The sequence below is a fragment of the Bacillus sp. FSL R5-0654 genome (assembly GCF_038008745.1).
GTDB classification, from domain to species: domain Bacteria; phylum Bacillota; class Bacilli; order Bacillales; family Bacillaceae; genus Bacillus; species Bacillus safensis.
Genome location: NZ_JBBOZV010000001.1, coordinates 1624987 through 1640003 on the forward strand (window position 1 = coordinate 1624987; position 15017 = coordinate 1640003).

Sequence of the window (15017 nt, forward strand, 5' to 3'; positions counted from 1 at the left end):
AAGGTGATAAGAGGGAAATGCCTTTTATCACCTTTTTTTCACCTAGTAATCCGTGTTTTAACATAGAAGGAGGAAATGTAAAATGGCAATTACTGCTCAATTAGTTAAAGAACTGCGTCAAAAAACTGGTGCAGGTATGATGGACTGTAAAAAAGCGTTAACAGAAACTGATGGTGACATCGAGAAAGCAATCGACCTTCTAAGAGAAAAAGGAATCGCAAAAGCTGCGAAAAAAGCAGACCGTATTGCGGCAGAAGGATTAACTCTTATCAAAACTGACGGCAACACAGGGGTGATCCTAGAAGTGAACTCTGAGACTGATTTCGTTGCGAAAAACGAAGGATTCCAAGCACTTCTTAACGAACTTGCTGATCATTTGCTTGCTGCTAAACCTGCAACACTTGAAGAAGCTCATGCTTCTAAAATGGAAAACGGTTCAACAGTTGAAGAGCATATCACATCTGCAATTGCGAAAATCGGAGAGAAAATCACTCTACGCCGTTTCTCTGTCATCACAAAAGAAGATAATGCTGCATTCGGTTCTTACCTGCACATGGGCGGACGTATCGGTGTGTTAGCTGTTCTTAACGGAACAACTGACGAAGAGCTTGCAAGAGACATCGCAATGCACGTTGCAGCTGTAAACCCTAAATACATTTCTCGTGACCAAGTGTCAGAAGAAGAAGCAAACCGTGAGCGTGAAGTATTAACACAGCAAGCGCTTCAAGAAGGAAAGCCTGAAAACATCGTAGCTAAAATGGTTGAAGGCCGTCTAAACAAATTCTTCGAAGAAATTTGCTTACTTGACCAAGCGTTCGTTAAAAACCCAGATGAAAAAGTGAAACAAGTTGTAGCTGCGAAAAACGCAACTGTTCAAACTTATGTTCGCTATGAAGTGGGCGAAGGTATCGAAAAACGTCAAGACAACTTTGCTGAAGAAGTTATGAGCCAAGTGAAAAAATAATGTTTGAAAAGCTCTCTGGGGCTTTTTTAGGGAGCACAAGCACTGTGTTCCCTATTTTTTAGAGGATATTGATTTACAAAAGGCAGTTTCTTACGCATAATAAGAGACGGTATAGTATACACTTGGAGGTTATCATGAGCAAACCGAAATATAATCGCATTGTACTGAAGCTAAGTGGCGAAGCACTAGCGGGTGATGCTGGAAATGGAATTAACCCAACTGTCATTCAATCAATTGCAAAGCAAGTAAAAGAAATTGCAGAGCTTGATGTTGAAGTTGCAGTCGTTGTAGGCGGAGGAAACCTTTGGCGCGGGAAGACAGGCAGTGATCTAGGAATGGACCGTGCAACAGCAGACTACATGGGGATGCTGGCAACAGTGATGAACTCACTGGCGTTACAGGACAGCCTAGAAACGCTTGGCATTCAGTCTAGAGTGCAAACCTCTATTGAAATGAGACAGGTTGCAGAACCATACATAAGAAGAAAAGCGATCCGTCATCTTGAGAAGAAACGTGTCGTCATTTTTGCTGCTGGAACAGGGAATCCTTATTTCTCTACAGATACTACAGCAGCACTTCGAGCAGCAGAAATTGAAGCAGATGTCATTTTAATGGCGAAAAATAATGTAGATGGTGTCTACAGTGCTGATCCTCGTACAGATGCGGATGCAGTAAAATATGATAAGCTTTCATATCTTGATGTACTTAAAGAAGGGCTTGCTGTAATGGATTCTACTGCGTCCTCATTATGTATGGACAATGACATTCCATTAATCGTCTTCTCCATTATGGAAGAAGGAAATATTAAACGTGCCGTAAACGGCGAATCAATCGGAACGATCGTGAGGGGGAAATAACGTGTCAAAAGAAGTATTGAACCAAACGAAGGAAAAAATGGAAAAAGCCGTACAAGCGTACGGACGTGAGCTTGCAACTGTTCGTGCAGGCCGTGCGAATGCTTCACTGCTTGATAAAGTGACAGTGGATTATTACGGTGCACAAACACCGCTTAACCAAATTGCGTCGATCACAGTGCCAGAAGCACGTATGCTGATTATCACACCTTACGATAAAACAGCAATCGGTGATATCGAAAAAGCGATCCAAAAGTCTGATCTTGGCATCACGCCAACAAGTGACGGAAATGTGATCCGCATTGCGATTCCTGCGCTGACAGAAGAAAGACGTAAAGAGCTTGTGAAAGTCGTAAAAAAATACTCAGAAGAAGCAAAAGTAGCTGTTCGTAACGTGCGTCGTGATGCAAACGATGATTTGAAAAAGCTTGAGAAAAATGGGGAGATCACTGAAGATGAATTAAGATCATCAACAGAAGATGTCCAAAAATTGACAGATGAATATGTCGCTAAAATTGATGACGTGACGAAAGATAAAGAAAAAGAAATCATGGAAGTTTAAGAAAAAACTATGTACAATAGATAATAGTGAAAAGACCCTCTTCATGTTTACAGGGGGTTTTTTTGTTAATACTGTTGATGACTATATTATTTAGCGGGAACGCAACCTTTTTGGGTGATGGAGGAATCTCATGCTCAATATACTCAAAAATTGGAAGAATCAGCAAACAGCAGCTTCCAACTTAGAAAGCCTGACAAAAGAAGACATATTAAATGGAGAAATTCCTGAACATATCGCCATTATCATGGATGGGAACGGAAGATGGGCGAAAAAACGTGCTCTTCCACGGGTAGCAGGTCATCATGAAGGAATGAAAGTCGTCAAGCGCATGACAAAGCTTGCAAATGAGCTAAATGTCAAAGTGCTGACTTTGTATGCTTTCTCTACGGAAAATTGGAAACGTCCAAAACTAGAAGTAGACTTTTTAATGAAACTTCCTGAAGAATTTTTAAACATCTACCTGCCTGAACTCATCGAGGAGAATGTCCGTGTGCGTTTAACAGGTGATCCAGACGGCCTCCCGCAGCATACGAAAAAAGCGGTAGAGAACGCAGTAAAGAGTACGGCGAATAACGACGGGCTCGTTTTAAACTTTGCGCTCAACTACGGGGGGCGCACAGAAATCGTCTCCGCATGCAGACAAATTTCTGAAAAGGTCAAAGAAGGTAAGCTTCGAGCAGAAGACATCACAGAAGAGATGTTTTCAGCTTATTTAATGACAGAATCTCTTCAAGATCCGGATTTGCTCATTCGCACGAGTGGAGAAATTAGATTAAGCAACTTTATGCTTTGGCAAATTGCGTACAGCGAGTTTGTCTTTACGGATGTGCTTTGGCCTGACTTTTCTGATGAGCACCTTATAGGCGCTATCGGAGAGTACCAGCGCCGCGGCCGGAGGTTCGGTGGAATTTAGAGGGTGGTGCAGATGAAACAAAGAATTTTGACGGGTGTTTTGGCAGCTGCAGTCTTTTTGCTTGCAGTTATATATGGACAGATGCCATTTACCCTGCTGATTTATTTAATGGGAAGTGTCGCTCTCTTTGAGCTTTTAAGAATGAAAAAGATCTCGATTTTCAGCTTTCCTGGTATTGTCAGCTTAATATTGCTTTGGCTTTTAATGGGCGGAGACAACAGCTTCTTCCCAAACGTGGACGCATCAAAAATGCAGATTGCTTTATTTGCAGTCTTAATACTTTTAACTTATACAGTTTTGAGCAAAAACTCTTTCACATTCGATGAGGTTGCTTTTGTTGTATTAGCCACATTATATATTGGCGTTAGTTTCTATTATTTTATCCAAATTAGAGGCTTATATGGCATGAGTGCGATCTTCTTCGCAGCAGTGATTATTTGGTCTACTGACTCAGGAGCCTATTTTATTGGAAAATCTATGGGGAAACGAAAGCTTTGGCCAGAAATCAGCCCAAACAAAACAGTAGAAGGATTTATCGGCGGAATCGTCACGGCGGTCGTGTTGTCACTTGTGTTTCAGGCGGTTACAGGATTTTTGCCATCATATCTGCTTGTGATGTTTATTACTCTTTTACTCAGTATCTTTGGACAGCTTGGCGACCTTGTGGAATCTGCTTTAAAGCGTCATTATCATGTGAAGGATTCAGGGACAATTCTCCCTGGCCATGGCGGGATTTTGGACAGGTTTGACAGCTTTTTATTCGTTCTGCCGTTTTTATACTTACTGCTCGCAACGTTTGCCAGCTAACCTCATAGAAACTTATTGAACGAGAGAAGGAGTGGCAATTTGAAATATATTTCGCTATTAGGCGCAACAGGATCAATTGGAGAACAAACGTTAGATGTGATCAGTCAGCACCCGGACAAGTTTAAGCTGAAAGCCATGACATTTGGCAGAAATATAGCAAAGGCGATTCCGATCATTGAGCGCTTTCAGCCTGAATTCGTCGGCTGTGTAGACGAAGAAACCTATCACATGCTAAAAAATCATTCATTTGCATACGATGTGAAGCTGGCTGCTGGTGATGAAGCCAACATCGAGGCAGCGACCTATGATGCAGTGGACGTAGTGGTCAATGCACTTGTAGGAAGTGTTGGACTTGTTCCAACATTAAAGGCCATTGAACAAAAAAAGACGATTGCTCTCGCAAATAAGGAAACACTTGTGACAGCTGGTCATATAGTAAAAGAGTACGCTAAAACATATGATGTACCTTTACTTCCTGTCGATAGTGAGCATTCCGCTATTTTTCAATGCCTGCAAGGTGAACAAGCTAAAAATATTGAACGCTTAATCGTGACAGCTTCAGGTGGTAGTTTCCGAGAAAAAAAACGAACTGAACTTGAAGGTGTTACGGTTGAAGAAGCGCTGAACCACCCGAACTGGTCGATGGGAGCAAAAATCACCATTGATTCAGCGACGATGATGAATAAAGGGCTCGAGGTGATCGAGGCACATTGGTTGTTTGATATCCCTTATGAACAAATTGATGTGCTGCTACATAAAGAGAGCATTATCCATTCGATGGTGGAATTTCACGACAAAAGCGTCATGGCTCAGTTAGGGACACCAGACATGAGAGTGCCTATTCAATATGCACTCACATACCCCGACAGGGCGCCGTTACAAGAAGCGAAATCATTGAACCTTTGGGAGATTGGACAATTGAATTTCCAAAAAGCGGATTTTGACAGGTATCGCTGCTTACATTTTGCTTATGAATCAGGTAAAATAGGAGGGACAATGCCTGCTGTACTTAATGCAGCAAATGAAATGGCAGTCGATGCATTTCTGAAAGGCAAAGTAACGTTCCTGCAAATTGAAGAATTGATTGAAAAGGCACTAATTAGACATCATGTGATTTCAACGCCTAGTTTGCAAGATATCCATGAAGTGGACAAAGATACACGAGACTTTGTTCAATCAATCCTCACATAAGGTGGTATGTTCGTGAATACAGTGATTGCGTTTATTATTATTTTTGGAACGCTCGTTTTTTTCCACGAGCTTGGCCATTTAATTATGGCGCAGCGCGCGGGGATTTTATGCCGCGAGTTCGCAATTGGTTTTGGGCCGAAGATTTTCTCCTTTAAACGAAAAGAAACCGTTTATACCATTAGACTTCTCCCTATTGGCGGATTTGTTAAAATGGCTGGAGAGGACCCTGAAGTTATCGAAATTAAACCAGGTCATACAGTGGGGCTCTTATTCAATGAGCAAAATGAAGTAGAAAAGATCATTTTAAATGATAAAGAAAAATATCCTGATGCACTTGTCATCGAAGTTGAGCAGATTGATTTAGATCATGCTATGAGAATCTCGGGATATGAAGCTGGAAATGAAGATATTCTGACTGGCTACAATGTCAGTCAAACAAGCTTCTATATTGCAGATGGTGAAGAAATTCAAATCGCACCATACAATCGTCAATTTGGTTCAAAAACAGTTTGGCAGCGAATTAAAGCTATCGCAGCTGGACCGATTATGAACTTTATCCTGGCGTATGTAATTTTGGTTGCTTTAGGTTTTATTCAAGGGGTAACCGTTGATGATCCTGTACTCGGTAAGCTGACGAAAGACGGCCGGGCGGCTGAGGCTGGACTCATGCAGGGAGATCACATCGTGTCCATTAACGGCGAGAAAATGAATTCTTGGACAGACGTCGTTCAAACAGTTCAAAAGAACCCTGAGAAAAAAATGAATGTCGTCATTGACCGAGACGGCAAAGAAAGCACTGTGCAGGTTGTACCAGAAGCTGTAAAAGCAGATGGGAAAAGCATTGGCCGTTTCGGATCATATCCGCCAACGGAAAATGGATTTTTGAAAGTTATTTCATCTTCTGGAACAACTGTCATTTCAACGGCAGGTCTGATCTTAACGAACTTGCAAAAAATTGTCACAGGACAATTTTCACTAGACATGTTAGCAGGTCCTGTTGGAATTTATGACATGACAGGAGAAGTAGCCAAACAAGGTGTGTTAACATTAATGCAGTTTGCGGCGTTCCTCAGTATCAACCTAGGCATCGTGAATTTGTTACCGATTCCTGCATTAGACGGAGGACGTTTACTATTCTTATTTGTTGAAGCCATTCGCGGTAAACCAATTAATCGTGAGAAGGAAGCACTTGTTGTCTTTATCGGTGTTGCTTTCCTCATGCTGTTAATGTTAGTGGTAACGTGGAATGACATTCAGCGGTTATTTTTATAAAAACCATTCTCTCTTGTTTCTCATTCCGGGAAACAAGAGTTTTTGTGAGAAGTCCTATTTCATAAATGAGGTGTAACGACATGAGACAATCCCTGACTTTCATTCCAACTCTTCGAGAGGTGCCGGCAGATGCTGAGGCAAAAAGCCATCAACTCTTAGTAAGAGCTGGGTTTATTAGACAAAATACAAGTGGAATCTATCATTATCTGCCGCTTGCGCATAAAGTCATTCAGCATATTCAATCGATCGTCCGCAAGGAAATGGAAAAGGCAGGCGCAGCTGAGCTGTTAATGCCAGTGCTGCAGCAGGCAGAAATGTGGCAAGAGTCAGGAAGATGGTATACATACGGTCCAGAACTGATGCGTATGAAGGATCGCCATGGCCGCGAATTTGCGCTTGGCCCAACCCACGAAGAAGTGATCACATCATTAGTACGCAGCGAAGTGAAATCGTATAAGAAGCTTCCTTTAACTCTATATCAAATTCAATCAAAATTCCGTGATGAACAGAGACCGCGCTTTGGACTGCTGCGCGGACGTGAATTTATTATGAAGGATGCATACTCATTCCATTCTTCACCAGAAAGCCTTGATGAGACATACAACAAAATGTTTACGGCTTACTCTAATGTGTTCTCAAAAGTGGGTCTCAATTTTAGACCAGTCATTGCGGATTCTGGGGCAATGGGAGGAAAAGATACGCATGAGTTCATGGCGCTTTCAGAAGTCGGAGAGGATACCATCGCTTATTCTGATACTTCCTCATATGCTGCAAACATTGAAATGGCTGAGGCTGTATATCACGGAGAAGAAGCAAATCCTGCGGACTTCAAAGAACTTGAAAAAGTCCACACACCGCAAGTGAAAACCATTCAAGATGTGGCTGAATTTTTAGAAGTTGACCCTGCTGCTTGCATTAAATCTGTTTTGTTTAAAGCAGATGATGCGTATGTTCTGATCCTTACTAGAGGCGATCATGAAGTAAATGATGTGAAAGTGAAAAACTTGGTAGGAGCACAGCTTGTCGAGCTTGCTTCACGTGAAGAAGTGCTGGAAGTCATTGGAACTGAGCCTGGATTTGTTGGACCTGTTAAACTGGAAGCAGAAGTCGATATTTATGCGGACCTTGCTGTGAAGGGAATGACAAATGCTGTCGCTGGTGCAAACGAAGCGGATTATCATTATGTCAATGTCAATCCTGCACGTGACGTGTCAGTAAAAGAATTCACAGATCTTCGTTTGATTCAAGAAGGAGATGTTTCTCCAGATGGGGAAGGCACAATCCAGTTTGCAAAAGGGATTGAAGTAGGACAAGTCTTTAAACTGGGCACTCGTTATTCTGAGTCGATGGATGCAACGTACCTCGATGAGAATGGTCGTGCGCAGCCAATGATTATGGGCTGCTATGGCATCGGCATCTCTAGAACGCTGTCAGCGATTGTTGAACAGCATCACGATGAGAAAGGAATCATTTGGCCGGAAACAGTGGCACCATATGACCTTCACCTCCTTGCATTAAATATGAAAAACGATGCGCAGAAAGAACTGGCTGAAACGTTGTACGAGCGATTAGAAGATGAAGGTTTCGACGTACTTTTCGATGACCGCCAGGAGCGTGCAGGAGTAAAATTTGCAGACAGTGATTTAATTGGACTGCCAATTCGTATTAGCTGCGGAAAACGTTCAGAAGAAGGTATAGTAGAAGTGAAGTTTAGAAAATCAGGTGAATCACATGAAGTATCTGTTGATGATCTGATTTCATTTATACGCCAAGCATAAAACGAACAAAAAAATGAAGGTACCTCCTGTAGAAAAGAGGTACCTTTCTGATTGACAAAAGGAGGGTCCTGTCTTGGATGAACAATTACCGATCACACGGCGGCAATTTCATATATTACTCAATCAGATTCAAATGACAGATGATGACCTCAGTCGTTACTTTGAAGAAGGAGAAATCGTCAAATTGACGGTGCATAAGGCGACGAAAACTTGGCATTTCCTTTTTAAATTTAAGGCGCTTTTGCCTTACAAAGTATACGCCATGTTTCTCAGCAGGCTGACAAATGCATTTTCACATATTGCACAAATCACTTGTACGATTGAAGTGAGTGATCCGCACATATCTGAAGAACTCGTGCAATCGTACTGGTCACATTGTGTGGAAGAACTTCAAGGAATTTCTCCCCCAATCATCAGCTTGCTTCAGCAGCAAAAACCATCGCTGTCTGGACATAAAATCATCATTAAAACGAAAAGCGAAACAGAGGCACTCGCTATTAAGAAGAAGTACAGCCCGATGCTCCAGGCCGCATTTAAACAAGTGGGCTTTCCAGAGCTGCAATTCGATACAGAAATTTTTGTATCAGATCAAGAGATTCAGAAGTTCAGAGAACAAAAGCTTGCTGAAGATCAAGAAAGAGCCATGCAAGCCCTCACTGAGATGGAGAAGAAAGAAAGTGAGGAGCAGAATGAAGCTCCGTCAGGCCCTCTGATGATTGGCTATCAAATCAAAGACAATGAAGAAATTCGTACGCTTGACAGTATCATGGACGAGGAAAGAAGAATTACCGTTCAAGGCTACGTATTCGATGCAGAAACGCGTGAGCTGAAAAGCGGGAGAACGCTTTGTATCTTTAAGATCACAGATTATACAAACAGTATTCTGATCAAAATGTTTGCAAGAGAAAAAGAAGATGCTCAGCTGATGAAATCATTGAAAAAAGGCATGTGGGTGAAAGCAAGAGGAAGCATTCAAAATGATACGTTTGTCAGAGATCTTGTCATGATCGCTAATGATGTCAATGAAATGAAACCGCAGCTGAAAGAAGATACAGCACCTGAGGGTGAAAAGCGTGTGGAGCTTCATTTACATTCCCCTATGAGCCAAATGGATGCTGTCACTGGCATTGGCAGACTTGTTGAACAAGCAAAAAAATGGGGACATGAAGCAATTGCCCTGACAGATCATGCCGTTGTACAATCCTTCCCAGATGCGTATGCAGCAAGTAAAAAGCATGGCATCAAAATGATGTACGGTGTGGAAATCAACTTAGTAGACGACGGGGTACCGATTGCGTATAACCCAGAGCACCGCTTGTTAGAGGATGCGACGTATGTCGTATTCGACGTCGAGACAACTGGACTTTCAGCTGTTTATGACACGATCATTGAGCTTGCAGCAGTGAAAATAAAAGGCGGGGAAATCATAGACCGCTTTGAGGCATTTGCAAATCCCCATCACCCGTTATCAGCGACCACCATCGAATTAACAGGTATCACCGATGATATGGTGAGAGATGCACCAGATGTCGTCGACGTCGTACGGGATTTCAAAGAATGGATTGGACAAGATATCCTTGTTGCGCACAATGCGAGCTTTGATATGGGCTTTTTAAATGCAGCGTATAAACGCCTGTTAAAAACAGATAAAGCGTCAAACCCTGTCATTGATACACTTGAACTTGGCCGGTTCCTTTATCCAGAATTTAAAAATCACCGGCTGAACACCCTTTGTAAAAAGTTCGATATTGAACTGACGCAGCATCACCGGGCGATTTATGATGCAGAGGCGACAGGCTATCTCATGCTGAAGATGCTAAAAGATGCGGCTGAAAAAGAGATTGCCTATCACGATCAATTGAATGAAAACATGGGGCAGTCGAATGCTTACCAGCGCTCACGTCCTTACCATGCGACTTTGATTGCTCAAAATGAGACAGGTCTTAAGAATTTATTTAAGCTTGTTTCACTTTCTCATATTCATTATTTCTACCGGGTCCCGCGTATTCCGCGCTCTCAGCTTGAGAAATATCGAGAAGGTTTAATTGTTGGGTCTGCTTGTGATAAGGGTGAGGTATTTGAAGGAATGATGCAAAAGTCCCCTGATGAGGTAGAAGACATTGCAGCATTTTATGACTATTTAGAAGTACATCCGCCAGAAGTGTATCAGCACCTGCTGCAGCTTGAGCTTGTTCGAGATGAACGTGCGTTAAAAGAAATCATCACAAACATTGTCAAGCTTGGCGAAAAGCTGAATAAACCAGTTGTGGCGACTGGAAATGTACATTACCTGCATCCAGAGGACAAAATTTATCGTAAAATCTTAATTTCATCACAGGGTGGAGCGAATCCGCTGAACCGCCATGAATTGCCAAAAGTTCATTTTAGAACGACAGATGAAATGCTCGAAGCCTTCTCCTTCCTAGGAGACGAAAAAGCGAAAGAGATCGTCGTAACAAATACGCAAAAAGTATCTGAGATGGTCGAAAGCATTAAACCTATCAAAGATGATCTTTACACACCAAAAATTGAAGGTGCAGATGAAGAAATACGGGAAATGAGCTATCAAATGGCGCGCAGCATCTACGGAGATGATTTGCCGAAAATCGTAGAAGACCGCATTGAGAAAGAATTAAAAAGTATTATCGGTCATGGCTTCGCCGTTATTTACTTAATCTCTCATAAGCTCGTAAAAAAATCACTTGATGATGGATATCTCGTTGGTTCAAGGGGATCTGTCGGCTCATCTCTTGTTGCGACATTAACAGAGATTACTGAAGTGAATCCACTTGCACCTCATTATGTATGCCCAAGCTGTAAGCACTCTGAGTTCTTTAATGACGGATCTGTTGGTTCAGGCTTTGACCTTCCTGATAAGGACTGTCCAGAATGTGGAGCGCCGTATAAAAAAGATGGACATGATATTCCGTTTGAAACGTTCTTAGGTTTTAAAGGAGACAAAGTCCCTGATATTGACTTGAACTTCTCAGGTGAATATCAGCCGATCGCACATAACTATACGAAAGAGTTGTTCGGTGAAGATTATGTATACCGAGCAGGTACGATTGGTACCGTTGCAGAAAAAACAGCATATGGTTACGTAAAAGGCTATGCAGGAGATCATAACCTTCATATGAGAGGCGCTGAAATCGACCGGCTTGTACAAGGCTGTACAGGAGTAAAACGGACAACAGGCCAGCATCCAGGCGGGATTATCGTTGTGCCTGATTATATGGACATTTACGATTTCTCACCTATTCAATACCCAGCAGATGCGACAGGTTCCGATTGGAAGACGACACATTTTGATTTCCATTCGATCCACGATAACTTGTTGAAGCTGGATATTCTTGGGCACGATGATCCAACGGTCATTCGTATGCTTCAAGATTTAAGCGGAATCGATCCAAAAACGATTCCAACAGATGACCCTGAAGTCATGAAGATTTTCCAAGGGACAGAGCCACTAGGTGTCACAGAAGAGCAAATTGGCTGTAAAACAGGCACACTCGGTATCCCGGAATTTGGGACAAGATTTGTTCGGCAAATGCTAGAGGATACAAAACCAACGACTTTCTCAGAGCTTGTTCAGATTTCTGGACTATCACACGGTACGGATGTTTGGCTCGGAAATGCGCAAGAGCTCATTCACAATAAAACGTGTGAACTAAGTGAAGTAATTGGGTGCCGTGATGATATTATGGTCTATCTCATCTATCAAGGCTTAGAGCCGTCACTTGCCTTTAAAATCATGGAATCTGTTCGTAAAGGAAAAGGACTTCCTCCTGAATGGGAAGAAGAAATGAAGAATAATAATGTACCAAACTGGTATATTGATTCTTGTAAAAAAATCAAATACATGTTCCCTAAAGCCCACGCGGCTGCTTATGTGTTAATGGCTGTTCGTATTGCTTATTTCAAGGTGCATCATGCACTTCTGTACTATGCGGCTTACTTTACAGTTCGTGCGGATGACTTTGATATTGAAACGATGACAAAAGGATCGAATGCGATTCGAGCTGTTATGGACGATATTAATTCAAAAGGTTTAGATGCATCACCGAAAGAAAAGAACCTATTAACTGTACTAGAGCTTGCCCTTGAAATGTGTGAAAGAGGCTACCACTTCAAAAAAGTGGACCTTTACCGCTCAAGTGCAACAGAGTTTATCATTGATGGAGACGGATTAATACCGCCATTCAACTCCATCCCTGGCCTCGGTACAAACGTTGCGTTAAATATTGTCCGCGCGCGGCAAGATGGGGAATTCCTCTCAAAAGAAGATTTACAAAAACGCGGAAAAGTGTCGAAGACCATCCTTGAATATTTAGATCGTCAAGGCTGTTTAGAAGCACTTCCTGATCAAAACCAGCTTTCTTTATTTTAATGTGATAAATAAGAGCGCCCTAAAAGGGCGTTCTTTTCTCTATATACAATAATTTTATTATGTTAACTAATAAAGATTTCTTATCAATTGGAATTATTTTCTTATTCGTTCATATATCTTGATTTAGCGTGATGTTTTAAGAGAAGAGATTGTATGTCATTCTTTCTACCCAAATAGAGCTCAAAAGAGAATTTCGCCGTCTGAAATGTTCTTAAGCGACATATGATCATTCTGGGTACAGTCAGAAGGAGAATCAAGAGAAAACCTTCGATGAGCGTAAAGCTGATTGCTGTTTACTATGCTTATTTTTGAAACATATTTGATTCTTTTCAAAACTGTACAGATCACGAAACGAAGGATAGAAAGGAGGCGGTTGCGTCTATTGATCAATGTTTCACTAAAAAGAAGGGGTGAGCAATAGAGAAATGGCATCTTACAACTATGTAGAGGTTCTCCAAAAATCCATGCTGTTTTATGAAGCGCAGCGGTCAGGCCGGCTTCCGGAAAGTAATCGTCTTAACTGGCGGGGAGATTCTGGACTAGAGGACGGGAAGGATGTTGGGCATGACTTAACTGGCGGCTGGTATGATGCAGGAGATCATGTGAAATTTGGACTTCCGATGGCTTACTCAGCAGCCGTGCTTGCATGGACAGTATATGAATACCGAGAAGCTTATGAAAAAGCAGAATTGCTTGATGAGATCTTAGATCAAATCAAGTGGGCAACAGATTATTTTTTGAAAGCACATACAGGACCGAATGAATTTTGGGCGCAAGTAGGTGATGGAAACGCCGATCACGCTTGGTGGGGACCAGCAGAAGTGATGCCGATGAACCGGCCAGCTTTTAAAATTGATGAACATTGTCCTGGCACAGAAGTAGCTGCACAAACTGCGGCGGCTTTAGCAGCAGGTTCTATCATTTTTAAAGAAACAGATGCGTCCTATGCAGCAAAGCTTTTAACGCACGCCAAACAGCTATATGCATTTGCTGACAGGTATCGCGGCAAATATACAGATTGTGTCACCAATGCGCAGCCATTTTACAACTCCTGGAGCGGCTATGTTGACGAACTTATTTGGGGTGGAATCTGGCTGTACTTGGCGACAAATGAAGAAACCTATTTAAACAAAGCATTAAAAGCGGTAGAAGAATGGCCGAAGGATTGGGATTATACGTTTACCATGTCATGGGACAATACTTTTTTTGCTTCACAAATCTTACTAGCAAGAATCACGAAAGAAAACAGATTTATAGAATCGACAGAGCGCAATCTTGATTACTGGACCACAGGTCTTGTTCAAAATGGAAAAGTAGAAAGAATCACCTATACGCCTGGCGGCTTGGCATGGCTGGATCAATGGGGTTCACTTCGTTATGCCGCCAATGCATCATTTTTAGCCTTTGTCTATGCTGATTGGGTATCTGATCAAGAAAAGAAAAATCGATACCAATCGTTTGCGATTAAGCAAACTCACTATATGTTAGGTGATAATCCGCTGAATAGAAGCTACGTCGTTGGGTTTGGCCAGAATCCGCCGAAGCACCCGCACCACCGTACTGCACATGGCTCATGGTCGAACCAGCTGACAAATCCTCCATCTCACCGGCACACTCTTTATGGAGCGCTTGTAGGGGGTCCTAATGCACAGGATCAATATGATGATGACATCTCTGATTATATATCTAACGAGGTGGCGACCGATTATAATGCCGCCTTTACTGGAAATATCGCCAAAATGGTGCAGCTGTTTGGTGAAGGGCAATCAAAGCTGCCAAATTTCCCGCCTAAAGAACAAGTGGAGGATGAGTTTTTTGTAGAGGCAGCTGTGATGCATAATGATACAACATCTACTCAAGTGAAAGCAGTGTTATACAACAGGTCCGGCTGGCCGGCAAGAAGCAGTCAAACACTATCCTTTAGATATTACGTCAATCTGAGCGAGCTCTTTGCAAATGGATTCACTGAAAAGGATATTCAAGTGACAGCAGCCTACAATGAAGGCGCTTCCTTATCGCCTTTAAAAGTATATGACGCATCAAGCCGCGTCTATTTTACAGAAATCGATTTTACGGGCGTAGCCATTTCTCCTAGAGGAGAATCTGAGCATAAGAAGGAAATACAATTTCGATTATCTGCTCCAAATGGATCGAATATATGGGATGCCTCAAATGATTATTCCTATCAAGGATTAACATCCAATATGCAAAAAACAACAAAGATTCCCGTCTTTGACGATGGTGTTTTAGTATTTGGCACACTTCCAGACAAATAAAAATCAACGATTT

Annotated in this window: 10 protein-coding genes; all 10 read left to right on the plus strand. The window is 42.0% G+C overall.

Going from position 1 to position 15017, the window contains the following annotated elements:
- The first annotated feature begins 82 nt into the window (after positions 1-82).
- Positions 83-964 (plus strand): translation elongation factor Ts, encoded by an 882-nt coding sequence (gene tsf / locus NSS76_RS08135; RefSeq protein ID WP_024424151.1) that lies wholly within the window; start codon positions 83-85, stop codon positions 962-964.
- 134 nt (positions 965-1098) lie between these two features.
- On the plus strand, positions 1099-1821 hold the full coding sequence (gene pyrH / locus NSS76_RS08140; RefSeq protein WP_008344767.1) for a UMP kinase: 723 nt from the start codon (positions 1099-1101) through the stop codon (positions 1819-1821).
- 1 nt (position 1822) lies between these two features.
- Positions 1823-2380 carry a ribosome recycling factor gene (gene frr, locus NSS76_RS08145; protein ID WP_024424150.1) on the plus strand — a complete coding sequence of 186 codons (558 nt, stop codon included), beginning with the start codon at positions 1823-1825 and terminating at the stop codon, positions 2378-2380.
- A gap of 130 nt (positions 2381-2510) precedes the next feature.
- Positions 2511-3293 (plus strand): isoprenyl transferase, encoded by a 783-nt coding sequence (locus NSS76_RS08150; RefSeq protein ID WP_024424149.1) that lies wholly within the window; start codon positions 2511-2513, stop codon positions 3291-3293.
- A 12-nt stretch (positions 3294-3305) separates the two neighbouring features.
- Positions 3306-4100 carry a phosphatidate cytidylyltransferase gene (locus NSS76_RS08155; RefSeq protein ID WP_024424148.1) on the plus strand — a complete coding sequence of 265 codons (795 nt, stop codon included), beginning with the start codon at positions 3306-3308 and terminating at the stop codon, positions 4098-4100.
- Between the two features lie 39 nt (positions 4101-4139).
- Positions 4140-5291 carry a 1-deoxy-D-xylulose-5-phosphate reductoisomerase gene (gene dxr, locus NSS76_RS08160; RefSeq protein WP_341081648.1) on the plus strand — a complete coding sequence of 384 codons (1152 nt, stop codon included), beginning with the start codon at positions 4140-4142 and terminating at the stop codon, positions 5289-5291.
- Between the two features lie 6 nt (positions 5292-5297).
- The gene (gene rseP, locus NSS76_RS08165) at positions 5298-6563 is read left to right on the plus strand and encodes an RIP metalloprotease RseP (protein ID WP_087975441.1); all 1266 of its coding nucleotides are present in this window, start codon (positions 5298-5300) and stop codon (positions 6561-6563) included.
- Between the two features lie 80 nt (positions 6564-6643).
- Positions 6644-8341: a proline--tRNA ligase gene (locus NSS76_RS08170; RefSeq protein ID WP_149126658.1), complete on the plus strand. Its 1698-nt coding sequence runs from the start codon at positions 6644-6646 to the stop codon at positions 8339-8341.
- A 73-nt stretch (positions 8342-8414) separates the two neighbouring features.
- Positions 8415-12728 (plus strand): PolC-type DNA polymerase III, encoded by a 4314-nt coding sequence (locus tag NSS76_RS08175; protein ID WP_073205195.1) that lies wholly within the window; start codon positions 8415-8417, stop codon positions 12726-12728.
- A gap of 425 nt (positions 12729-13153) precedes the next feature.
- The gene (locus tag NSS76_RS08180; RefSeq protein ID WP_103132416.1) at positions 13154-15004 is read left to right on the plus strand and encodes a glycoside hydrolase family 9 protein; all 1851 of its coding nucleotides are present in this window, start codon (positions 13154-13156) and stop codon (positions 15002-15004) included.
- Positions 15005-15017 lie beyond the last annotated feature (13 nt).

Bases quoted from the DNA above. Each gene is read 5' to 3' on its own strand.
- tsf (WP_024424151.1), top strand. From the start codon at position 83: ATGGCAATTACTGCTCAATTAGTTAAAGAACTGCGTCAAAAAACTGGT.
- pyrH (WP_008344767.1), top strand. From the start codon at position 1,099: ATGAGCAAACCGAAATATAATCGCATTGTACTGAAGCTAAGTGGCGAA.
- NSS76_RS08150 (WP_024424149.1), top strand. From the start codon at position 2,511: ATGCTCAATATACTCAAAAATTGGAAGAATCAGCAAACAGCAGCTTCC.
- NSS76_RS08155 (WP_024424148.1), top strand. From the start codon at position 3,306: ATGAAACAAAGAATTTTGACGGGTGTTTTGGCAGCTGCAGTCTTTTTG.
- rseP (WP_087975441.1), top strand. From the start codon at position 5,298: ATGTTCGTGAATACAGTGATTGCGTTTATTATTATTTTTGGAACGCTC.
- NSS76_RS08170 (WP_149126658.1), top strand. From the start codon at position 6,644: ATGAGACAATCCCTGACTTTCATTCCAACTCTTCGAGAGGTGCCGGCA.
- NSS76_RS08180 (WP_103132416.1), top strand. From the start codon at position 13,154: ATGGCATCTTACAACTATGTAGAGGTTCTCCAAAAATCCATGCTGTTT.